Genomic DNA, 20360 nt, shown 5'->3' on the forward strand with positions numbered 1-20360 from the left:
CATGCGCGTCCTTCTGGGCGTGACCGGCGGGATCGCGGCCTACAAGGTCGCCCTCGTGCTGCGTCGCCTCGTCGAGGACGGGCATTCGGTGCGGGTGGCGCCCACCGCCGCGTCCCTGAACTTCGTGGGGCGCGCGACGTGGGAGGCCCTGTCGGGGCACCCTGCCGCCACCGAGACGTTCGAGGACGTCCCCTCCGTCGCGCACGTGCGCCTGGGGCAGAGCGCCGATGTGGTGCTCGTCGCGCCCGCCACCGCGGACTTCCTCTCGCAGATGGCCGCCGGTGCGGCGCGTGACCTGCTGGGCAATGCGCTGCTTGCAACCGAGGCGCCGATCGTGGTGGCCCCCGCGATGCACACGGAGATGTGGAACGACCCCGCCACACGGGCGAACGTCGCCACGCTGCGCGCACGCGGGGTTCATGTGATCGAGCCGGCCGTGGGTCGCCTCACCGGCCCCGACTCCGGCCCCGGGCGGCTGCCCGAGCCGGACGCGCTCGTGTCCGCTCTCTATGGCGTGGCGCGCGGCGAGGGCCTGTCGCTGTCCGATGCGTCCCGGCCATGGGGCGATCTCGTCGGTCGCACCGTCGTGGTGACCGCCGGCGGCACGCGCGAACCCATCGACGCGGTCCGCTACCTGGGCAACAGGTCCTCGGGCATGCAGGGCTTCGCGCTGGCGGAGGCCGCGCGCGAACGGGGCGCTGAGGTGACCGTGATTGCGGCGAACGTCACGCTTCCGCTGGGCGAGGGGATCGCGCGTGTGGACGTGTCGACCGCTGATGAGCTGTCGCGGGCAGTGGAGTCGCTCGCTCCGACGGCCGATGCGGTGGTGATGGCGGCGGCGGTCGCGGACTACCGCCCGCAGTCGGTGGCGGCGAGCAAACTCAAGAAGGACGGCTCTGCCGGGATGACTCTGGAGCTGGTGCAGACCCCTGACATCTTGGCGGGGTTGGTCGCTGCGCGGCCGCCTAGTCAGGTGGTCGTGGGCTTCGCGGCGGAGACCGGGGACGATGCGGGCTCGGTGCTGCAGCATGGCGCGGCCAAGGCGCGGCGCAAGGGGGCGGACCTGCTGGTCGTGAACGAGGTGGGTGGCGGCCGCGGCTTCGGGACTGCGGACAACACGGTGACGATTCTGGACTCGACGGGCGCGCGCGTGGGTGAGGCGACGGGGTCCAAGCTCGGGGTGGCCCATGCGGTTCTCGACCGCATCGTCGAGCGGCTTCCTTCGGAGTAGCGTCGGCGGAACACCCCTGGCCGACCGTCCACCCCGGCGATGTCAGACCCCCCTGTTTGACTGGTGTCATGGCTGGTGAGGCAGCCGTCGTCGAGGCGGCGGACATCGATCGGGTGAGCACCCTGGTGGGTGAGCTCGCGGCTCGTGACGTCTCGGCACTGTCGAAGGACCAGCTCCTTGCCCTGCACGCGTCGATCGCGAGGGTGGAGCGGCAGGTGGGAGCGCTGAGCTCCCGGTGCGCCGGTGAGATCGCGCGGCGGTCCGCCCCGGATCTGCCTGGCGGCGGGCTGGCTCGCCGTGAGGGGCACGGCAATGCCAAGGCGATGCTGTCGAAGGTGCGGGGCGGCACGATGGCGGGTGCCCAGAAGGCGATGCAGGCGGGGGAGGCGTTCCTGCCACGGCCGAGTGCGGGAGTGCAGCCAGCAGAGTCGGACACTGCGCAAGGCGGTGATGCCGAGGCGGCAGTGGCACCGGGGCCCCAATACCCTGCGGTGGCTCGTGCGTCCGTGGCGGGAGAGCTGTCGGTCGATGCTGCGAGCCTGATCGTGGGTGGACTGAACCGGCTCTCCGACCGCCTTGAGGACGGGGCGCTGGTGGCGTTGGAGGAGCGCCTGGTGTCGAAGGCGGTCTCGATGGCGGCTCATGAGGTCCAGAAGATGGTGGCCCGTGCGGTCGCTCGCGCGGATCGCGCCGGTCACGAGCGGCGCGAGCGCGAGAACCATGAGGCCCGGTACTTGTGGTGGAGGCAGGACCACGAGGGCAGGGTCGTGATCCATGGACAGATGGATGCCGTCACCGCCGCGCCGGTCATCGCAGTGCTGGAGCAGATGACCACTCGGGATGTGCGGCGCCAGGGCCGCAAGGAGAGCGCTGACCCGAGCACCGTTGACAGCAGGACGGTGGGTCAGATGCGGATCGACGCGTTGTTCGCGCTGGCGCGGCACTCGCTGGGGTGCACCCGGACCGAGAAATCGGGGGTGCGCACCACGATCGTCGTGCGCATGAGCATGTCGGACCTCATGAGCGGTCGGGGCCTGGGGAGCATCGACGGGATCGAGCAGCCCGTCTCAGTCGGCGAGCTGCGCCGCCTCTCGGGGGACGCAGGAATCATCCCGCAGGTCCTCGGACGTGACAGCGAGATCCTCGATCAGGGCGAGCGGGAGCGACTGTTCACCGATGCGCAGCGGATCGCTCTCCTGGGGCGCGACGGAGGGTGCGCGAAGTGTCATGCACCGCCGGAGCATTGCGAGGCGCATCACATCCGGTGGTGGCAGCACGGCGGCACATCGGACCTGTCCAACGGCGTGATGCTCTGCACCAGGTGCCACCATGACATCCATCGCCAGGGATGGGAGATCGCTGCCAGTGGTGGGTCGGTGTCGTTCATCCCACCGCCGCCGATCGATCCGGGGAGGTCTCCGTCCCCGGGCGGATCGGCCGCCCTCGATGTCGAGGTCCCGTTGCCGCCGGAGCTGGACCTGCCCGGCGTCACCGCCCAGGACGAGGAGATGGTCCGCCGCTGGGAACGCGAGCACCAAGAATGGGCCGCACGTCATGAAGGTGGGGCCGATGACACGGCCCTCGCGCCGTTAGGCTTGCCCGCGTGACGAATCTGCGACTGTTCACTTCCGAGTCCGTGACCGAAGGCCACCCGGACAAGATCTGCGACCAGGTGTCCGACGCGATCCTGGACGAGATGCTCCGGCAGGACCCGCTGTCTCGCGTGGCGGTCGAGACGATGGTCACCACGGGCCTGGTCCATGTCGCAGGCGAAGTGACGACCGAGGCGTACGTCGACATCCCGGGGACCATTCGCGAGGTGGTCACGGGCATCGGGTACACGTCCTCATCGACGGGCTTCGACGGCGACTCGTGCGGCGTGTCAGTGTCGATCGGCGAGCAGAGCCCCGACATCTGGCAGGGCGTGGGCAGCGCCACCGACTCTGACGGCGCCGAGCTCGGCGCCGGCGACCAAGGGTTGATGTTCGGCTACGCATGCCGCGACACGCCCGAACTCATGCCGCTGCCCATCGCCATCGCGCACCGTCTCACGCAGCGGCTCGCGGAGGTGCGCCGGGCGAACATCATCGAGGGTCTGCGCCCTGACGGCAAGGCGCAGGCGACCATCGGGTACGACGGCGACGTCGCGCGGACGGTGGACACCGTCGTGGTGTCGACCCAGCATGCCGAGGGCATGGACATGGCCGACCTGCGCGCCATCGTCGAGGCCGAGGTCATCGCCCCGGTCCTCGCCGCGTTCGAGCTCGACGCTCAGGCGCACCGATCCCTCATCAACCCCACCGGCAAGTTCGAGATCGGCGGTCCCAAGGGCGACGCTGGGCTCACGGGCCGCAAGGTGATCGTGGACACGTACGGCGGGATGGCCCGTCATGGCGGGGGAGCGTTCTCCGGCAAGGACCCCTCGAAGGTGGACCGCTCAGGCGCCTACGCCATGCGCTGGGTGGCGAAGAACGTGGTCGCGGCCGGGCTCGCAGACCGCTGTGAGGTGCAGGTGGCGTATGCGATCGGTACGGCCCGTCCCGTCGGCCTGTACGTCGAGACCTTCGGCACCGAGACAGTGGCGCCGGGCCGCATTGAAGACGCGATCCGTGAGGTGTTCGACCTGCGGCCCACCGCGATCATCGACGCTTTGGACCTGCGTCGCCCCATCTACCGCCAGACGGCCGCCTACGGTCACTTCGGCCGCGAGCTTGCCGACTTCACGTGGGAGCGCACCGACAGGGCTGAGGCTCTCGCCGCCGCGTGCGCATGAGCCTCTCCCGCTCGTCGGGGTCGCGTGACCATGCGGGCGCGGCGGATCGCGTCGGCGGGCGCAGGCCTCCGATCGCATCGGTCCGTCTGGACAGTCCGCTCCCGCACCTCGATCGGCCGTTCGACTATGCCATTCCGCCCACGCTGGTGAGCGTGGTGGAGATCGGCTCTCGCGTCCGCGTGCCGTTCGCGGGCCGGCTGGTGAGCGGCGTCGTGACGCGACTGCCGCGCATCTCGTCGTTTGCCGGGAGTCTGAGCACCATTCGCAGCGCCAGCGCCATCCCCAGCTACACGCCCGCAGCCATCACGCTGGCGGATCGCATCGCGCGCCGCTATGGCGGATCGGTGTGGGACGTGCTGCGCCTGATGGCCCCTCCTCGGGCGGCCGCCATCGAGAAGAGGGACTGGGACTCCGCGCCAGTGGCGCTCGACGCAGACTACGCCGCCGCGATGTCACGCTCGTCGGCCGAGCCGCTCGCGCGCGAAGGCGAGCGCGTCGTGTGGGAGGCGCTGCCCGACGACGACCCTCGGACCTCCGTGGCCGCCGCACGCCTGATCGCGACGGCGGTCGTGACTGCCGCCACCGGTGCCTCGAGCATCGTCGTGGCTCCGGACGCCCGGGCCGTGGCCGCGCTGTTGGCTGAGTGCAGGCGCCTGGGTCTTTCGCGGTGGACGGCGCGCTCGGGTGGCGCCGTCGCGGTGCTCGACCACGATGACGGCCCGGCGGTGCGCTTCGGAAGCTACGTCGCCGCCATGCGTGGCCACGCACGCATCGTCATCGGTACGAGGCCCGTGGCGATGCAGCCCGTGCCGCACCTGGGCGTCATCGCAGTGTGGGATGAGGCGAATGGTGCCCTCGAGGACCTCCACGCGCCGTATCCCCACGCGCGCACGGTCGCATCCATGCGGGCCGAGGAGGGCGCCGGGCTGGTCCTCGGCGGCTACGCTCCCAGCGCGGACGCCATCGCCCTGGTCGAGCACGGATGGGCGCGATTGGAGGCGCCGTCGCGAGACGCAGTGCGTGCGGCGGTTCCGGCCGTGGATGTGATGACCGCCGAGCGCCGCGATGCGGAAGGCGGCGCCGGATGGCACTGGATGCCAGGCAGCGTCTGGCGGGCCGTGCGCGCAGCCCTCGCCGAGGGGCCTGTGGCGATCGTCGTGCCGCGCGCCGGATACGTGAGCGCCACCGCCTGCGCGCGCTGCGAGCAATGGGCCGAGTGCCGCGAGTGCTCGTCGCTCCTTGGGCTTGCGAGCCCCGGGGCGGACCCCGTCTGCCTCGACCAGGGACACGTCCAGACCGACTGGCATTGCCCGGAATGCCAGGGCTCCCAGCTCAAGCACGTGCGCCAAGGCGCGGACCGCATCGCCGAGCAGCTCCGGCGCATGCTCGGCGACGTTCCCCTTACGGTCTCGACCTCCTCCGCGGGGATCGTGGACGACCATACGGTGACCGAGGGCGTGGTGCTGGCCACTCCCGCAGCCCTCCCCGCCGTCGCAGGCGGATACCGTCACCTCGTGGTTACCGATGCGGGGGTGCCCGCCGGCACCGGGCTGGGCGGCGAGCTCAAAGCGATTCGCTGGTGGCTGGGCGCCGCGGCACTGGTCCGAGGGCGCCCCGAGGGAGGCGCGGTGACGATAGTGGGAGAGGTGCCGCCCGCTGTCCGCCGTGCCCTGTCGACGTGGTCGCCCGGGGACGCCGCCCGCGACGAATACCAGGAGCGGAGCGCGTTGGGGCTGCCCCCGCATCGGCGCTACGTGACGGTGCACGGCGACCGCGACGGCGTGAGGGAGGCACTCGCGCACGCGGGAGTCGCCGATGAGCCGTCCGGATCGACCACCTGGATCGAGCTCCAGGATGGCGTCGGAATCCTGCTGCCACGGTCGCAGACCCAGGCCATCGTCGACGCGTTGCGGGATGCACAGCGCGAGGCATCCAAGGCCAAGCGGGAGCTCCGCATCAGGGTCGACGGCCCGCTCGAGCTGCCGCGTTGACGCCGACCTCGCCGCCCTACGATGGACGCATGCGTCTCATCTTTGCCGGCACGCCCCAGATTGCCGTCCCGAGCCTCACGGCTCTCGCGGAACGCCACGACATCGTCGCCGTGGTCACCCAGCCCGACGCTCGGGGCAAGCGCGGCCGCGACCTGCACCCGTCACCGGTCAAGGCGTATGCGCAGGAGCAGGGGTGGCCGGTGCTCACTCCTTCTCGAGCCTCCGATCCCGACTTCATCGCCCAGATCGCCGCGCTGGACGCCGACATCGCGGCCGTCGTGGCCTACGGACAGATTCTGCGCACAGACCTGCTCGACGCCACTCGACTGGGGTGGGTCAACCTGCACTTCTCGCTGCTCCCGGCCTGGCGCGGGGCCGCACCGGTCCAGCGCTCGCTCATGGCGGGGGACGAGATCACCGGCGTCAGCGCGTTCGTGCTCGACGAGGGCATGGACACGGGCCCGGTGATCGGCTCGATGTCCGAGCGCGTGCGCCGTGATGACACCGCCGGCAGCCTGCTCGAGCGCCTCGCCGAGGCGGGTGCGCCGTTGCTCGTGCAGGCCATCGAGGCCTACGGCGCTGGCCAGGCGACACCGATGCCCCAGGTCGAGGACGGCGTCAGCCACGCGGCGAAGCTCTCTCGCGACGACGCCCACGTGCGGTGGGACCGGCCCGCTCACGTCGTGGACCGTCAGATCCGCGGCTGCACTCCGGCACCAGGAGCGTGGACCACGCTGCCGGACGGCGCCTCGATGAAGCTCGGCCCGGTCCGCGAGCGCGCCGATCTGCCCGCGACCGTTCCCGGTCAGGTGACGGCCCATGACGGCTCCGTGACGGTCGGCACGGGTGGGCACCCGGTCGAGCTCGGATGGGTGCAGCCTGCGGGCAAGGGGCAGGTGGAGGCCGGCGCGTGGTGGCGCGGAGCCCGCTTCGGCGACGCCGCCGTCCTGGGCGACGCATGAGCGCCGCGCGCGACGTCGCCTACCGCTGCGTGATGGCAGTCGGCGACGATGACGCCTACGCGAACCTGGTGATGCCGGGGCTCATCGACCAGGCCCGCCTCGACGGACGCGATGCGGCCTTCGCCACCGAGCTGGCGTACGGCGCGCTGCGCATGCGGGGCCAGTACGACGCGATCATCGCGAAGGCTGCCCGCCGCGACCCCGAGTCGCTGGACCCCGAGGTGCGGTCGGCGCTGTGGATCGGCGCGCACCAGGTGCTCGCGATGCGGGTCCCGTCGCATGCCGCCGTGTCCGAGACCGTGGACCTGGTGCGTCGCGAGCGCGGTCAGGGTGCCGCGAAGTTCGCGAACGCCGTGATGCGGCGTGTCACCGAGAAGACGGCCGATGCGTGGCTCACGGTGATCGCGCCCGGCACCTCCCGCGCGGCGAAGGCCGTGCGGTTCTCGCACCCCGAGTGGGTGGTGGGCGAGTTCGAGCGCGCGCTCGCCGCCGACGGCCGCGCGGGTGAGATCGACGCGCTGCTCGAGGCCGACAATGCTCCGGCCCGCGTGACCCTCGCAGCGAGACCAGGACTGGCCGATCGCGACGAGGTGGTGGCCGAGACGGGCGGTGAGCCCGGTCGCTGGTCGCCGTGGGCCGTCACCCTGGCCTCCGGTCGCCCGGGAGACCTCGCGTCCGTCACCGAGGGCAGCGCCGCCGTGCAGGACGAGGGCAGCCAGGTCGCCGCCGGGGCTCTGGCCCTCGCACGCGACGTCGAGCCGGGGGAGCGCTGGCTCGACATGTGCGCCGGCCCGGGCGGCAAGGCCGCACTGTTGGGAGCGATCGCCGCTCAGCACGGGGTCGAGCTCGATGCGCTCGAGCTGCACCCGCATCGGGCCGATCTGGTGCGCGCGTCCGTCCGCGCCGTGCCCGACGGCACGGTGGCGGTCCACGTGGGCGACGCGCGCGAATGGGGCGACGAGGGGACATATCAGCGCATCGTTCTCGACGCCCCGTGCTCCGGCCTGGGCGCCCTGCGCCGTCGGCCCGAGTCGAGATGGCGCCGCGACCTCGACGACCTTGACGACCTGGTCGCGCTTCAGCGTGCGCTGCTGGCGCGCGCCGAGCGGCTGCTGGCGCCGGGCGGGATCCTCGCGTACATCACCTGCTCGCCCGTGGTGGCCGAGACCCGTGAGGTCGTGTCGGGGTCGACGCTGCGCCAGCTCGACGCCCGCGACGCGGTGGCGGCGCTGACGGGCACCTCCGCACCCGAGTGGGGCGCCGGTCCGCACGTGCAGCTGTGGCCGCACGCGCACGGGACGGATGCGATGTTCCTCGCACTGCTCGAGCGACCGGCCTGACCGGCGGCACGGGAGCGACCAGCCCGGCGCGCGTCCTGTTTGGCCGCGCTGAGCAAGGGCCACGTCGGCGGCGCTAGGCTCGACACATGGGCATGCAGATCTCTCCGTCGATCCTGGCCGCCGACTTCGCGAACCTGGAGCGGGACATCACGAGGGTGGCCAACGCCGACTGGCTCCACGTCGACGTGATGGACGCGCACTTCGTCCCCAACCTCACCCTCGGACTGCCGGTGCTCGAGCGCATCGCCGAGGTGTCGCCCATGCCCATCGACGCGCACCTGATGATCGACGATCCCGACCACTGGGCGCCCCGGTACGCCGAGGCCGGCGCGACGTCCGTGACGTTCCACTTCGAGGCCGCCGCCAACCCGGTGGCGATCGCCAGGGACCTCCGTGCTCTCGGTGCGCGCGCATCGGTCGCGCTCAAGCCGGGCACCGACGTCGACGTGGTGCTCGAGCACCTCAAGGAGTTCGACATGGTGCTCGTCATGACGGTGGAGCCCGGCTTCGGCGGTCAGTCGTTCATGCCGGAGATGCTCCCCAAGTTCACGACGCTGCGGGCGGCCGCGACCGCGGCCGACCACCCCCTGTGGCTGCAGGCGGACGGTGGGGTGTCCCGCGACACCATCGAGGACATCGCTGCGGCTGGCTGCGACGTCTTCGTCGCCGGATCCGCGGTGTTCGGAGCCGAGGACCCGGCCGCCGAGGTCACCGCCCTGCGCGACCTCGCCACTCACGCTCGGAACGCATGACCACCGCTCGTGCGCCGCTCTCCGTCGCAGCCGCGATGGACCGAGCGGTCACGCTGGCCGCGAACGGCCCCGCGTACGGGCCGAATCCGAGAGTCGGCTGCGTCATCCTCGGAGCCGAAGGCGCCGAGCTGGGCGAGGGATGGCACCGTGGCGCGGGCACCCCGCACGCGGAGGTGGCGGCGATCGCCGATGCGCGAGCACGCGGAGTCGACGTGCGCGGGGGCACGGCCGTGGTCACCCTGGAACCCTGCGCCCATACGGGACGCACCGGACCGTGCGTCGACGCCCTGACCCAGGCGGGCATCGCCGCAGTGACGTACGCCGTCGCGGATCCGGGGAACGCCTCCGGCGGCGGGGCCACCGTTCTCGAGGAGCGCGGGATCCCGGCGACGCTCATGGAGCACGCGGGCGCATCGGCCCTCACCCATCGCTGGCTCACCGCCATGCGGCTGGGCAGGCCCTACGTGATTGCCAAGTGGGCCGCGACCCTGGACGGTCGCATGGCGGCCGCGGACGGGACGTCGGTGTGGATCACCGGTCCGGAGGCTCGCGAGCATGCCCATGGCGTCCGCGCCGAGGTGGACGCCATCGCCGTCGGCACCGGCACCGTGCTGATCGACGACCCTCAGCTGTCCGCGCGCGCTGGCGGAGAGGACGCCGCGCATCAGCCCTTGCGGGTCGTGATCGGCCATCGCGACACGTCCGGCAGGCGCGTCTGGCGCGACCCGAACGTGCTCGGCGTGGCCTCCCACGATCCGCGCGACGTGCTCGCCGCGCTCTGGGAACGCGAGGTGCGTGCCGTCGTGGTCGAAGGCGGTCCCACGGTGCTGTCCGCGTTCCTGCGCGAGGGCCTGGTGGACGAGGTCCACGCGTACATCGCGCCGGTGCTCCTCGGCGCGGGCCCGAGCGTGGTCGACGACCTGGGAATCGGGACGATGAAAGACGCGTTGAGGGGAGAGCACGTGAACTTTCAACCATTGGGCGCGGATACACTTGTCATCGCTCATCTCTCGAGAGGATTCTGATGTTCACCGGCATTGTGGAGGCGGTAGGCACCGTGGTGAACGTCGACGACGACGGAGCGCGTTCGCGCGTGACCTTCCAGTCGGACGGCTTCGGCAGCGACCTGGTGCATGGCGAGTCGATCGCGGTCGACGGCGTGTGCCTGACCGTCGCGGACCAGGGGGAGGGCACGTGGATGGCCGACGTGATGCGCATCACCCGTGAGACCTCCACGCTGGGCGACATCGCCCCCGGCCGGCGGGTCAACCTCGAGCGCGCCCTGCGTGCCGACGGCAGGCTCGGCGGGCACATCATGCAGGGACACGTCGATGGCTCCGCAGAGCTGGTGGCCCGGGACTCACAGCCTGACTGGGACGACTTCACCTTCTCCCTTCCGGCAGACCTGGTGCGGTACGTCGTGCCGAAGGGCTCGATCGCGCTCAACGGCGTGTCGCTTACGGTCGCGGCGCTCGACGGCGACCGTGCCACCGTGTCGCTGATTCCCACCACGATCGCCGACACCACCTTGGGCGGACTGGCCCTCGGAGACCGCGTGAACGTCGAGGTCGATGTGATGGGCAAGTACGTCGAGTCGATGCTGGCGGCTCGCTCATGAGCCACGACGTCGTCGCCCTCGTCGACAAGGCCCTCGCGGACCTGCGCGCGGGCAAGCCCGTGCTGGTCGCGGACTCCCGCCACCGCGAGAACGAGGCGGACTTCATCATGTCCGCGCAGACCACCACGGTCGAATGGGTCGCATGGGGCATCCGCCACTCGAGCGGCTACCTGTGCGCCCCGATGCCCGGCCCCCGCGCCGATGCGCTGAACCTGCCGCTCATGGTCCCGAACAGCCAGGACCCGCGCCGCACGGCGTACACCGTGTCCGTCGACGCCGCGGAGGGCGTGACCACCGGCATCTCGGCCGCCGACCGCCATCGCACCCTGCAGGTGCTCGCGGCGCCCGGGACGTGCACGGACGACATCATCCGTCCCGGCCACGTGCTCCCGCTGCGGGCCGTCGCCGGGGGAGTGCTGCACCGTCCTGGGCACACCGAGGCCGCCGTCGACCTGTGCCGACTGGCCGGCCTGGAGCCCGTGGGGGTCATCGCCGAGCTCGTCAACGACGACGGCACCATGATGCGCACCGGCGACGCGATGGGCGTGGCGGAGCGCGAAGACCTCGTCTTCATGACCATCGCTGACCTCATCGAGTATCGCCGCACGATGGATGACCAGCCGCCGCCCGTCGAGCCCGCGCCGCACCGCGTCACCGGATCCGGCGAGGCGCGCCTGCCCACCCGCCACGGCGTGGTCACGGTCAAGGCGTACCGGGATGCCCGCACCGGCGATGAGCACGTGGCGCTGACCGCGCCCGTGCCGCCGGGCATGCTGCCGTTCGTGCGCGTGCACTCCGAGTGCCTTACGGGCGACGCATTCGGATCCCAGCGCTGCGACTGCGGACCTCAGCTCGATGCTGCGATCGAACGCGTCGCGAACGAGGGCGGCGCCGTCGTGTACCTGCGTGGCCACGAGGGCCGCGGCATCGGCATCCTGGGAAAGATCCAGGCGTACGCGCTGCAGGACCAGGGCCGCGACACCGTCGACGCCAACACCGATCTGGGCTTCCCGGTGGACCGGCGCGAGTACGGTGCCGCTGCCGCGATCCTCCAGGACCTGGGACTCGACGAGGTGCGGCTGATGACGAACAACCCCGCGAAGGTCGAGGCCATGCGCGCCTCCGGCATCAACGTCGCGGAGCGGATCCCGCACCACTTCGGCGAGCACCCGGAGAACGCGGCGTACCTCCGCACCAAGATCGAACGCATGGGACACCTGTTGGGAGACAACGCATGAGCGGCGACGGCGCACCGACCATCGACATCGACGGCAGCGGCCTCACGGTCGAGATCGTCGCAAGCCAGTGGCATACGGACGTGATGGACGGACTCGTCGCGGGCGCCGTGCGCGCCGCCGAGAAGAGCGGCGCCGCGTATCGCGTCACGCGGGTCGCCGGCGCCTTCGAGCTGACGGTCGTCGCGGAGCACTTGGCACGGCAGGGGGCCGATGCGATCGTCGCCCTCGGCGTCGTCGTCAAGGGCGAGACGCCCCACTTCGAATACGTGTGCGAGTCCGTCACCTTGGGCCTCACGGAGGTGTCGCGGGCGAACGCCGTTCCTGTGGGCTTCGGCGTCCTCACCGTCGACGAGGTGCAGCACGCGCTGGACCGCGCGGGGCTCGAGGGGTCCAAGGAGGACAAGGGCGCGGAATCGGTCGAGGCCGCACTGTCGACCGCGCTGATCCTGCGCAGCCTCGCCTGAGGCAAGTCCCGCATCGGCCGGGGGCCGTGCCGCCGCTCGTCTGCCCTAGGCTGTTCACGTGAAGACGTTCGACGAACTCTACGAGGAACTGTCCGCGCGCGCCGAGGAGCGCCCCGAGGGGTCCGGCACGGTCGCTCTGCTCGACAGGGGCGTGCATGCCATCGGCAAGAAGCTCGTCGAGGAGGCCGCGGAGTCCTGGATGGCCGCGGAGTTCCAGTCCGACGAGGAGACCGCCGAGGAGATCTCTCAGCTGCTGTATCACGCGCAGGTGATGATGATCGCGAAGGGCCTCACGCCCGCCGACGTCTACCGCTACCTGTAACGACCACCACCACCCAAGGAGAGTCGTGCTCCGCATCGCCGTCCCCAACAAGGGCTCACTGTCCGAAGCCGCCTCGCAACTGCTCCGAGAGGCGGGCTACAAGCAGCGCCGCGATCCTCGCGAGCTGGTCCTCGTCGACGCACGCAACGAGGTCGAGTTCTTCTTCCTGCGCCCGCGCGACGTCGCGGTGTATGTCGGTTCCGGCACCGTCCACGCCGGCATCACCGGCCGCGACCTGCTGCTCGACTCGGGCACTCCGGCGACCGAGCACCTCGAGCTGGGCTTCGGCGGCTCGACCTTCCGGTACGCGGCCCCGGCCGCGTCGGTGACGACCGTCGAGGACATCGCGGGCAAGCGCGTGGCCACGAGCTACCCGCGCCTGGTCAAGCACCACCTGAAGTCGTTCGGTGTCGACGCCACCGTGGTGCGTCTCGACGGCGCCGTCGAGTCCTCGGTCCGGCTGGGCGTCGCCGACGTGGTGGCCGACGTGGTCTCCACCGGCACCACCCTCAAGGCGGCCGGGCTCGAGATCTTCGGGGAGCCGATCCTCAAGTCGGAGGCGATCCTGATCAAGGGCCCCGACGTCTCCGAGTCCGAGATCGCGGTGCTCACCGGTCGGCTGCGCGGCGTGCTGATGGCGCGCCAGTTCGTGCTGGTCGACTACGACGTGCCGGACGACCGTCTCGATGAGGCCGTCGCGGTGACCCCCGGCTTCGAAGCGCCCACCGTGACGCCGCTGCACGGCAAGAACTGGCACGCCGTCCGGGTGATGGTGCCGCGGTCCGAGATGAACCAGATCATGGACCGGCTGTACGCCGCGGGGGCCAGGGCCATCCTGACCACGGAACTGCTGGCGGTGCGGGTGTAGATGTCCGACATCTCCGCAGAGCAGCGTCGGCTCAACCTCATGCTCGCCCTGAGCGCCACCCGCCGGCGCCTCACGCGAGAAGAGATTCGGGCACGCGTGGATGGCTACGACACCGTTCCGTCAGGTGCGACCGCAGCGGAGCGCGACCGGGCCGACGTCTCGTTCCAGCGCATGTTCGAGCGCGACAAGGACGAGCTGCGCCGCATGGGCCTGCCGCTGCGCACGATCACCGATCCGCTGCACCAGGACGATCTCGGCTATCGCATCGATGGTGACGCCGCGCTTCCGGACCTCGACCTCACGGTGCGCGATGCCGCGATCCTCGCCCTGGCCGTCGAGTACTGGCAGGGAGCGTCGCTGGCCGAGGACGCCCGCATGGGCTTCGCCAAGGTGGTGTCCGCCATCGAGCACGGTCACTCCGATTCGCTCCCGTACGGAGGCATGGCGACGTCCGCCGGGCACGACGCGACCGCGGCTCTCGCCGAGGCCATCGTGGACCGCCAGGCCGTGCGATTCGAGTACGCCTCGGCGAGCTCGGAGACAGCACGGCGCACCGTGCAGCCGTGGGGCATCGTGATGCGCTCCGGCGTCGAGTACCTCATCGGCTGGGACGTGGACCGTCGCGCCCCGCGCACGTACCGGCTCGGTCGCATCTCTGGCCGCGTGAGACCGACCGGCGACATCGAGGCGTTCGAGCGACCGGACTCGTTGCCGCTGGGCGACCTGGACGATCACTCCGCGACGCTGACCGCCGTGATCGCGCTGCGCCCGGAGACGGGTCACGCGCTGCGCCTGCGGGGCGAGCCGGCAGGGGCTGAGTCCGCCCACGGGGAGTCCGCCCACGGGGAGTCCGCCCACGGGGAGTCGGCCAGCGGGGAGTCGGCCAGCGCGGAGTCGTCAGCCGCACAGGATGGCTGGGACCTGGTGCGGGTGCCCTATCGCCACGAGGATCTGCTGCGCGCCGAGGTTCTGGCGCTGCGCGGCGCGGCGCGCGTGGTGTCTCCCGACTCGCTCAGGGAATCCGTCGCCGCGTACGCGCGCGCCGCGATGGAGGTGGCCCATGGCTGACACCTCACGTGACCGCCTGGTGCGACTGCTGGGCATGATCGCCTACCTCGAGGCGCACGGCTCCACGCCCTTCGAGGTGCTCGCCGAGCACTTCGGCGTGACGGTGCAGCGCATCGAGCGTGACCTGTGGGCGCTTACCACGAGCGGCATCCCGCCCTACCTGCCCGACGAGTGCATCGAGTTCGACTTCGATCACCTGGACTCCGGAATCGCCACGCTCGTCGCGTCCCAAGGGGCGTCTCAGGTGCGGCTGTCGGGCCGCGAGGCGGTGGCGCTGATCGGTGCACTGGCAACCCTGATCGCCGCCGGGACCGCTCCGGCGGGGGCGCAGGACGTGCTCGCCCGACTGCGTGAGGCCTACGGCGGCGTGGAGCCGGTGCGGGTGCTCGACAGTCCGTCGGAGGCCGATGCTGCGGTGACCTCGACGGTCGAGCGCGGCATCGTCGAGGGCCGTGCGGTCAGCCTCGACTACATCGATGCGCAGGATCGCCGGTCCGTCCGTGTGATCGAGCCGCACCGGCTGGTCGCGATCGACGGGGTGGGGTACGTCGAGTGCTTCTGCCTCAAGGCGGACGACTACCGGACGCTGCGGCTGGGCCGCATCGCATCCGCGACTCTCAGCGACGTGATGATCACGCACCCGCCGAGCGAGGAGCGCGGCTTCTCGCTGGCCCCGCAGTTCGAGGCGACCGTCGTGGTCCGACGCGGAGCGCGATGGGCGTTCGAGGACCTCGCCGGCGTGGAGATCGAGGACGACGGCGAGACCGCCACTGCGCGTTTCGGGGTCGCCGACGTCGACTGGGCGGCTGGCCGTCTGCTGGCCGTCGCGCCAGCCCTCGTCAGCATCGCACCGACCGAGCTGCGAGAGGCCGTGCGCGCGCATGCCGATGCGGTCGCGGCCGCCCACTCCGTCTAGACTGAACCATCTGAGCAACCGTGGTGTCCGCACCCGACACAGGAGGCATTCATGGGTCCCCGCGAGATCATCATCATTGCGCTGATCGTCGTCCTGCTGTTCGGCGCCCCCAAGCTCCCCGAGCTGGCGCGCAGCATCGGCAAGTCGATGAGGATCCTCAAGGATGAGACCAAGTCCCTCACGGACGACGACAAGGCTGACACCTCGGGCACCGCGCCCACGGCAGACGCCGAGCAGGCGCAGCAGCGCGGCGAGGCTCCCGTCCCGGACGGCACCGTGACTCCTCCCCGTCACGCCGACGCCCCGGACGACGACGGGCGTGGCACGCGCTAGAGCGCGCAGGCGGGATGCCCGTGCGCGCATGCCGCTGAGCGCGCACCTGAGCGAGTTCCGCAATCGCCTGATCCTCGCCGTCATCGGCGTGGCCATCGGAGCCGTGGCCGGCTGGTTCTTCTACACCCCCGTCTTCGAGGCTCTCCAGGAGCCCGTTCTCGCGGTCGCAGTACGCGACGATGCGATGGTCGCGGTGAACTTCGCCGGCATCGCGACCGCCCTGGACATTCGCATCAAGGTGTCGCTGTTCCTGGGCGTCATCGTGTCCGCGCCATGGTGGCTGTACCAGCTGTGGGCCTTCGTCGCCCCCGGCCTCAAGGCAGGGGAGAAGCGCTACACCTTCGGCTTCCTCGGCGCCGCGATCCCACTGTTCTTCGCCGGCGTGGCGCTGGCGTGGTGGGTCTACCCGCGGGCTGTCGAGATCCTGATCGGGTTCACGCCGGAGAGCGCCGCGAACTGGCTCGAGGCCCAGATGTTCGTCTCGTTCGCGACGCGGCTGGTCCTGGTGTTCGGCATCGCGTTCGTCTTCCCGGTTGTGATGGTGGCCCTCACGTGGGCGCGCGTGGTGAGGGCCCGCACGTGGCTGAAGGGGTGGCGATGGGCGGTGCTGCTGATCTTCGTTGCAGCCGCGGTGCTCACTCCCACGCCGGATGTGGTGACCATGCTGTTCATGGCTGTCCCGATGTGCGCGCTGTACTTCGCGGCAGTCGGCATCGGGCTGTGGCGCGAACGCGCGCGCGCCAAGAAGGAAGCGCGCGCTCTCGCCTCATGAGCACCATCGGCGTGATCACCAATCCGACAGCGGGGTCGGGCAGGGGTGCCTCATCGTCCGCGGAGACGCTGGCGCTCCTGGCCGCGCGCGGTCACCGCGTCAGAGACCTCTCGATGGGCTCATGGGCGGCGTCGCTCGACCACGCGCGCGAGCGCCACCGCGACCTCGATGCGCTCGTGGTGGTGGGCGGCGATGGCATGGCGCACCTGGGGATCCAGGCATGCGCGGAGACCCGGCTTCCACTCGGGATCGTCGCGGCGGGCTCCGGCAACGACGCCGCCCTGTCGCTGGGTCTGCCCGTGCATGACATCCCGGCGGCGGTGGCGGCCATCGAGCGTGGACTGGAGGGGGATGTGGTCCGCGTCGACCTCGGTCGCATCGACGGTGAGAGTGTGGCCGAGCGCAAGCGCAGGCGCTACTTCGCCGCGGTGCTCTCCGCCGGAATCGACGCCGCGATCGCCGCATATGCGAACCGTCTCTCGTTCCCGCGTGGCCCTCTCAAGTACAAGGTCGCGACGCTCCGGGAGCTGCCGCGGTTCAAGCCGTATGGCGTGAGCCTCGAGGTGGACGGCGAACGCTGGGAGCAGCGGTGCACGCTGGTGGCCGTGGCGAACGGTCCGGTGTTCGGCGGCGGGCTCGTCATCTCTCCTGAGTCCTCGCACGTCGACGGCCTCCTCGAGCTGGTGCTCGCCGAGCCGATGCGCCCCCTCGCGATCGCGCGCGTGTTCCCCCGGCTGAACGATGGCTCGCACCTCAGCGATCCCCGCGTGCGCGTGGTGCAGGCGCGGCGCGTGCGCATCGGTCCCGCGGAGACGGGCGCGCCCCTGCCACCGGCCTTTGCGGACGGCGAGCTGATCGGGCCGGCGCCGCTGGACGTCCGGGTGGTGCCGGGAGCGTTGCGAGTGCTGGGCGGCAAGGCAGATAGCCTGAAGGCATGAGCTCTCCTGCGGAGCGCTTCGCCGCCGCGAAGGCTCGGTCCCGCCACCGCGACTTGACGGACTTCGAGGCGAGCCTCGCCTTCCCGCTCGACGACTTCCAACGCGAGGCATGCCAGGCGGTGGCCGAGGGGCACTCGGTGCTCGTGGCGGCGCCGACCGGCGCGGGCAAGACCATCGTGGGCGAGTTCGCGGTGCGGCACGCGTATGAGCGCGGCGAGAAGTCGTTCTACACGACCCCCATCAAGGCGCTCAGCAATCAGAAGTTCACCGAGCTGCGACGCGTCTACGGCGACGCCAACGTGGGGCTCCTCACCGGTGACACCTCGATCAACTCCGAGGCACAGGTGGTCGTGATGACCACTGAGGTGCTGCGCAACATGATCTATGCCGACTCCCGGACGCTGGACACGTTGGGCGTGGTCGTGCTCGACGAGGTGCACTACCTGGCCGACCGCTACCGCGGCTCCGTGTGGGAAGAGGTCATCGTCCACCTCGCCGCGCGCACCGCGATCGTGTCGCTGTCCGCCACCGTCTCCAATGCCGAGGAGTTCGGCGCATGGCTGACCGAGGTGCGCGGTGACACGAGAGTGATCGTCTCCGAGCGCCGCCCCGTGCCCCTGTGGCCCCACGTGCTGATGCGAGAGGGCATCTTCGACCTGTACGCGCCGGGCGTGGACCCGCTCGCCCCAGGGCCGAACCCCCGGCTCAACCCCGAGCTCGAGGCCATCTCCAAGCGCATGCGCCACGAGGAGCAGGGCTACCGCAGCGGCCGCGGCCCGCAGCGGCCCTCACGCGGGGGGAGACGCCCCCAAGGCCGCCGTGCTCCGCCGCGGTTCGCCGTCGTCGACGTCATGGACCGCAACGGCCTGCTGCCCGCGATCGTGTTCGTGTTCTCGAGGGCCGGCTGCCAGGACGCGGTGGACCAGGTGAGGTCCGCCGGCATTGCGCTCACGACCGACGAGGAGCGCGCCGAGATCGCGCGGATCGTCGACGAGCGCTGCGAGGGACTGCCGGCCGAGGACCTGGGCGCTCTCAACTATCTGCACTGGCGCGATCATCTCGAGGCGGGAGTCGCGGCTCACCACGCCGGGATGATTCCCCTCTTCAAGGAAGTGGTCGAGGAGCTGTTCGCCGCCGGTCTCATCAAGGTGGTCTACGCCACCGAGACCCTCGCTCTGGGCGTCAACATGCCAGCGCGGTCCGTGGTGCTGGAGAAGCTCACCAAGTGGAACGGCGAGAGCCACCAGGACCTCACGGCGGGGGAGTACACCCAGCTCACCGGCCGTGCCGGCAGGCGAGGCATCGACATCGAGGGCCACGCCGTGGTGGTCGAGCATCCGGGATTCGACGCGGCTCAGCTGGGCCGACTGGCCTCCAAGCGCACCTACCCGCTGATCAGTTCGTTCCAGCCCAGCTACAACATGACCATCAACCTCGTGGGACAGTCGGGCGTGCAGCAGGCGCGCGAGCTCCTCGAGCTGTCGTTCGCCCAGTACCAGGCGGATCAGTCGGTGGTGGGCAAGGCGCGCAAGGCTCGCGAGCTCGACCAGGCTCTCGAGGGGCTGCGGGAGGCCACGGAGTGCGACAAGGGCGACTTCATGGAGTACGCGGCGCTCCGCGAACGTCTCAACCGCCTCCAGAAGGGTGCGTCCAAGGCGGTGGGGCGGCGACGCCGCGAGGCCACCGCCGAGATGCTCGCCGGACTGCAGCGAGGCGACGTGGTGCGCATCGGGGGCGGCAAGCGCGTGGGACTCGTGGCCGTGGTCCGTCCCGACGACGACCCTGCGGGCCCCCGGCCCACCGTGGTCTCGACGCTGGGCCGGTCCTTCCGCCTTGCGGTGGCGGACCTGCATCACGGGATCGAGCCGGTGGGTCGCGTGCGCGTGCCCGCCAAGCTCGACGACCGCGACCCGCGCCAGCGCAAGGAGCTCGCTCAGGTCATCGAGGCCGCCAAGAGCTCCTTCGAGGTGCCGTCCAAGCGCCGCGAGCGCGCACAGTCCGGTGACGAGGCGCAGATCGTGCAGCTGCGCAAGGAGATGCAGTCGCACCCGTGCCACTCGTGTCCCGACCGGGAGCAGCACGCGCGGTGGGCTGAGCGGCACTTCCGCGCCAAGCGGGACCGGGATCGGGTGGTGGGCGAGATCTCCCGCGCCACCGGCTCGATCGCGCGGGTCTTCGACAAGCGCTGCGATGTGCTGCGCGAGCTCGGATACCTCGAAGGCGAGGGCGAGCAGACCACCGTGACCCCCGCCGGCACCAGCCTGCGCACCCTGTACTCCGAGAACGACCTGGTGATGGCGGAATGCCTGCGCTCAGGTGCTTGGAATCAGCTGCATCCCGCCGCTCTCGCCGCCACGGTCTCCTCGCTGCTGTATCGCGGTCGACGCGAGGACGAGACGCGCAGCCCTCGCATCCCCGGTGGGTCCCGCGGCATCCTGGGTCACGTGCTCGCGGACACGCAGCGCATCTGGTCGGTGATCGACTCGCTCCAGACCGAGCGCGGTCTTCCGGAGCTTCCCCCGCCCCACTGGGGAATCGTGGGGCCGATTCACGGCTGGGCCCAGGGCAAGGGCCTGGACCAGGTGCTGCAGGACACCGACATCGCTCCTGGTGACATGGTGCGGTGGTGCAAGCAGGTGATCGACGTGCTCGACCAGGTCGCGCAGTCGGCGCCCACGGACGTGCTGCGTGGTCGCGCCCGCACGGCCATCGACGCCATGCGCCGGGGAGTGGTCGCGTACTGACGTCGTCGCCTCGCGATGGCCCGGCCTCCG

The 20360-nt window shown here is 71.0% G+C and carries 19 protein-coding genes; all 19 read left to right on the forward strand.

Features of this window, described 5'->3' with window-relative positions; translation table 11 throughout:
* Window position 1: 1 nt before the first annotated feature.
* The 19 genes from coaBC to QQX02_RS12365 all read left to right on the forward strand — a co-directional run bounded on the left by coaBC (window position 2) and on the right by QQX02_RS12365 (window position 20330).
* The gene (gene coaBC, locus QQX02_RS12275; RefSeq protein WP_301143428.1) at window positions 2–1231 is read left to right on the forward strand and encodes a bifunctional phosphopantothenoylcysteine decarboxylase/phosphopantothenate--cysteine ligase CoaBC; all 1230 of its coding nucleotides are present in this window, start codon (window positions 2–4) and stop codon (window positions 1229–1231) included.
* A gap of 68 nt (window positions 1232–1299) precedes the next feature.
* Entirely contained in the window at window positions 1300–2838 is a 1539-nt protein-coding gene (locus QQX02_RS12280) for an HNH endonuclease signature motif containing protein (RefSeq protein WP_301143429.1), read from the forward strand.
* The gene (metK, locus tag QQX02_RS12285; protein WP_301143430.1) at window positions 2835–4004 is read left to right on the forward strand and encodes a methionine adenosyltransferase; all 1170 of its coding nucleotides are present in this window, start codon (window positions 2835–2837) and stop codon (window positions 4002–4004) included. The genes QQX02_RS12280 and metK overlap by 4 nt, the downstream gene beginning before the upstream one ends.
* Entirely contained in the window at window positions 4001–5995 is a 1995-nt protein-coding gene (locus QQX02_RS12290) for a primosomal protein N' family DNA-binding protein (RefSeq protein ID WP_301143432.1), read from the forward strand. The genes metK and QQX02_RS12290 overlap by 4 nt, the downstream gene beginning before the upstream one ends.
* A gap of 29 nt (window positions 5996–6024) precedes the next feature.
* Entirely contained in the window at window positions 6025–6957 is a 933-nt protein-coding gene (fmt, locus tag QQX02_RS12295; RefSeq protein WP_301143433.1) for a methionyl-tRNA formyltransferase, read from the forward strand.
* Entirely contained in the window at window positions 6954–8297 is a 1344-nt protein-coding gene (locus QQX02_RS12300) for an RsmB/NOP family class I SAM-dependent RNA methyltransferase (protein ID WP_301143435.1), read from the forward strand. Before fmt ends, QQX02_RS12300 begins: the two co-directional genes overlap by 4 nt.
* 86 nt (window positions 8298–8383) lie before the next feature.
* Window positions 8384–9049 (forward strand): ribulose-phosphate 3-epimerase, encoded by a 666-nt coding sequence (rpe, locus tag QQX02_RS12305; protein ID WP_301143436.1) that lies wholly within the window; start codon window positions 8384–8386, stop codon window positions 9047–9049.
* Window positions 9046–10074, forward strand: a complete 1029-nt coding sequence (gene ribD, locus QQX02_RS12310) for a bifunctional diaminohydroxyphosphoribosylaminopyrimidine deaminase/5-amino-6-(5-phosphoribosylamino)uracil reductase RibD (protein WP_301143437.1) — start codon at window positions 9046–9048, stop codon at window positions 10072–10074. The genes rpe and ribD overlap by 4 nt, the downstream gene beginning before the upstream one ends.
* Window positions 10074–10667: a riboflavin synthase gene (locus QQX02_RS12315; protein ID WP_301143438.1), complete on the forward strand. Its 594-nt coding sequence runs from the start codon at window positions 10074–10076 to the stop codon at window positions 10665–10667. The genes ribD and QQX02_RS12315 overlap by 1 nt, the downstream gene beginning before the upstream one ends.
* Complete coding sequence (gene ribA, locus QQX02_RS12320; protein ID WP_301143439.1) at window positions 10664–11905, forward strand: GTP cyclohydrolase II; 1242 nt, start codon at window positions 10664–10666, stop codon at window positions 11903–11905. Before QQX02_RS12315 ends, ribA begins: the two co-directional genes overlap by 4 nt.
* Complete coding sequence (ribH, locus tag QQX02_RS12325; protein WP_301143441.1) at window positions 11902–12369, forward strand: 6,7-dimethyl-8-ribityllumazine synthase; 468 nt, start codon at window positions 11902–11904, stop codon at window positions 12367–12369. Before ribA ends, ribH begins: the two co-directional genes overlap by 4 nt.
* A 58-nt stretch (window positions 12370–12427) precedes the next feature.
* Window positions 12428–12691, forward strand: coding sequence for a phosphoribosyl-ATP diphosphatase (locus tag QQX02_RS12330; RefSeq protein ID WP_301143442.1), 264 nt, complete (start codon window positions 12428–12430; stop codon window positions 12689–12691).
* Window positions 12692–12716: 25 nt separating this feature from the next.
* Window positions 12717–13559 (forward strand): ATP phosphoribosyltransferase, encoded by an 843-nt coding sequence (gene hisG, locus QQX02_RS12335; RefSeq protein WP_301143443.1) that lies wholly within the window; start codon window positions 12717–12719, stop codon window positions 13557–13559.
* The gene (locus QQX02_RS12340) at window positions 13560–14627 is read left to right on the forward strand and encodes a helix-turn-helix transcriptional regulator (RefSeq protein WP_301143444.1); all 1068 of its coding nucleotides are present in this window, start codon (window positions 13560–13562) and stop codon (window positions 14625–14627) included. It abuts the gene before it with no gap.
* The gene (locus QQX02_RS12345; protein WP_301143445.1) at window positions 14620–15543 is read left to right on the forward strand and encodes a helix-turn-helix transcriptional regulator; all 924 of its coding nucleotides are present in this window, start codon (window positions 14620–14622) and stop codon (window positions 15541–15543) included. The genes QQX02_RS12340 and QQX02_RS12345 overlap by 8 nt, the downstream gene beginning before the upstream one ends.
* Before the next feature lie 51 nt (window positions 15544–15594).
* Entirely contained in the window at window positions 15595–15876 is a 282-nt protein-coding gene (gene tatA / locus QQX02_RS12350) for a Sec-independent protein translocase subunit TatA (protein ID WP_301143446.1), read from the forward strand.
* Window positions 15863–16648: a twin-arginine translocase subunit TatC gene (gene tatC, locus QQX02_RS12355; protein WP_301143447.1), complete on the forward strand. Its 786-nt coding sequence runs from the start codon at window positions 15863–15865 to the stop codon at window positions 16646–16648. The genes tatA and tatC overlap by 14 nt, the downstream gene beginning before the upstream one ends.
* A complete protein-coding gene (locus QQX02_RS12360) occupies window positions 16645–17586 on the forward strand; it encodes a diacylglycerol/lipid kinase family protein (protein WP_301143449.1) in 942 nt (313 codons plus the stop codon). Before tatC ends, QQX02_RS12360 begins: the two co-directional genes overlap by 4 nt.
* On the forward strand, window positions 17583–20330 hold the full coding sequence (locus QQX02_RS12365) for a DEAD/DEAH box helicase (protein ID WP_301143450.1): 2748 nt from the start codon (window positions 17583–17585) through the stop codon (window positions 20328–20330). The genes QQX02_RS12360 and QQX02_RS12365 overlap by 4 nt, the downstream gene beginning before the upstream one ends.
* Window positions 20331–20360: the final 30 nt, after the last annotated feature.

It is taken from the genome of Demequina muriae (assembly GCF_030418295.1).
Taxonomy (GTDB): domain Bacteria; phylum Actinomycetota; class Actinomycetes; order Actinomycetales; family Demequinaceae; genus Demequina; species Demequina muriae.

Bases quoted from the DNA above. Each gene is read 5' to 3' on its own strand.
- coaBC (WP_301143428.1), top strand. From the start codon at position 2: ATGCGCGTCCTTCTGGGCGTGACCGGCGGGATCGCGGCCTACAAGGTC.
- QQX02_RS12280 (WP_301143429.1), top strand. From the start codon at position 1,300: ATGGCTGGTGAGGCAGCCGTCGTCGAGGCGGCGGACATCGATCGGGTG.
- QQX02_RS12290 (WP_301143432.1), top strand. From the start codon at position 4,001: ATGAGCCTCTCCCGCTCGTCGGGGTCGCGTGACCATGCGGGCGCGGCG.
- fmt (WP_301143433.1), top strand. From the start codon at position 6,025: ATGCGTCTCATCTTTGCCGGCACGCCCCAGATTGCCGTCCCGAGCCTC.
- QQX02_RS12300 (WP_301143435.1), top strand. From the start codon at position 6,954: ATGAGCGCCGCGCGCGACGTCGCCTACCGCTGCGTGATGGCAGTCGGC.
- rpe (WP_301143436.1), top strand. From the start codon at position 8,384: ATGGGCATGCAGATCTCTCCGTCGATCCTGGCCGCCGACTTCGCGAAC.
- ribD (WP_301143437.1), top strand. From the start codon at position 9,046: ATGACCACCGCTCGTGCGCCGCTCTCCGTCGCAGCCGCGATGGACCGA.
- QQX02_RS12315 (WP_301143438.1), top strand. From the start codon at position 10,074: ATGTTCACCGGCATTGTGGAGGCGGTAGGCACCGTGGTGAACGTCGAC.
- ribA (WP_301143439.1), top strand. From the start codon at position 10,664: ATGAGCCACGACGTCGTCGCCCTCGTCGACAAGGCCCTCGCGGACCTG.
- ribH (WP_301143441.1), top strand. From the start codon at position 11,902: ATGAGCGGCGACGGCGCACCGACCATCGACATCGACGGCAGCGGCCTC.
- QQX02_RS12340 (WP_301143444.1), top strand. From the start codon at position 13,560: ATGTCCGACATCTCCGCAGAGCAGCGTCGGCTCAACCTCATGCTCGCC.
- QQX02_RS12345 (WP_301143445.1), top strand. From the start codon at position 14,620: ATGGCTGACACCTCACGTGACCGCCTGGTGCGACTGCTGGGCATGATC.
- tatA (WP_301143446.1), top strand. From the start codon at position 15,595: ATGGGTCCCCGCGAGATCATCATCATTGCGCTGATCGTCGTCCTGCTG.
- QQX02_RS12360 (WP_301143449.1), top strand. From the start codon at position 16,645: ATGAGCACCATCGGCGTGATCACCAATCCGACAGCGGGGTCGGGCAGG.
- QQX02_RS12365 (WP_301143450.1), top strand. From the start codon at position 17,583: ATGAGCTCTCCTGCGGAGCGCTTCGCCGCCGCGAAGGCTCGGTCCCGC.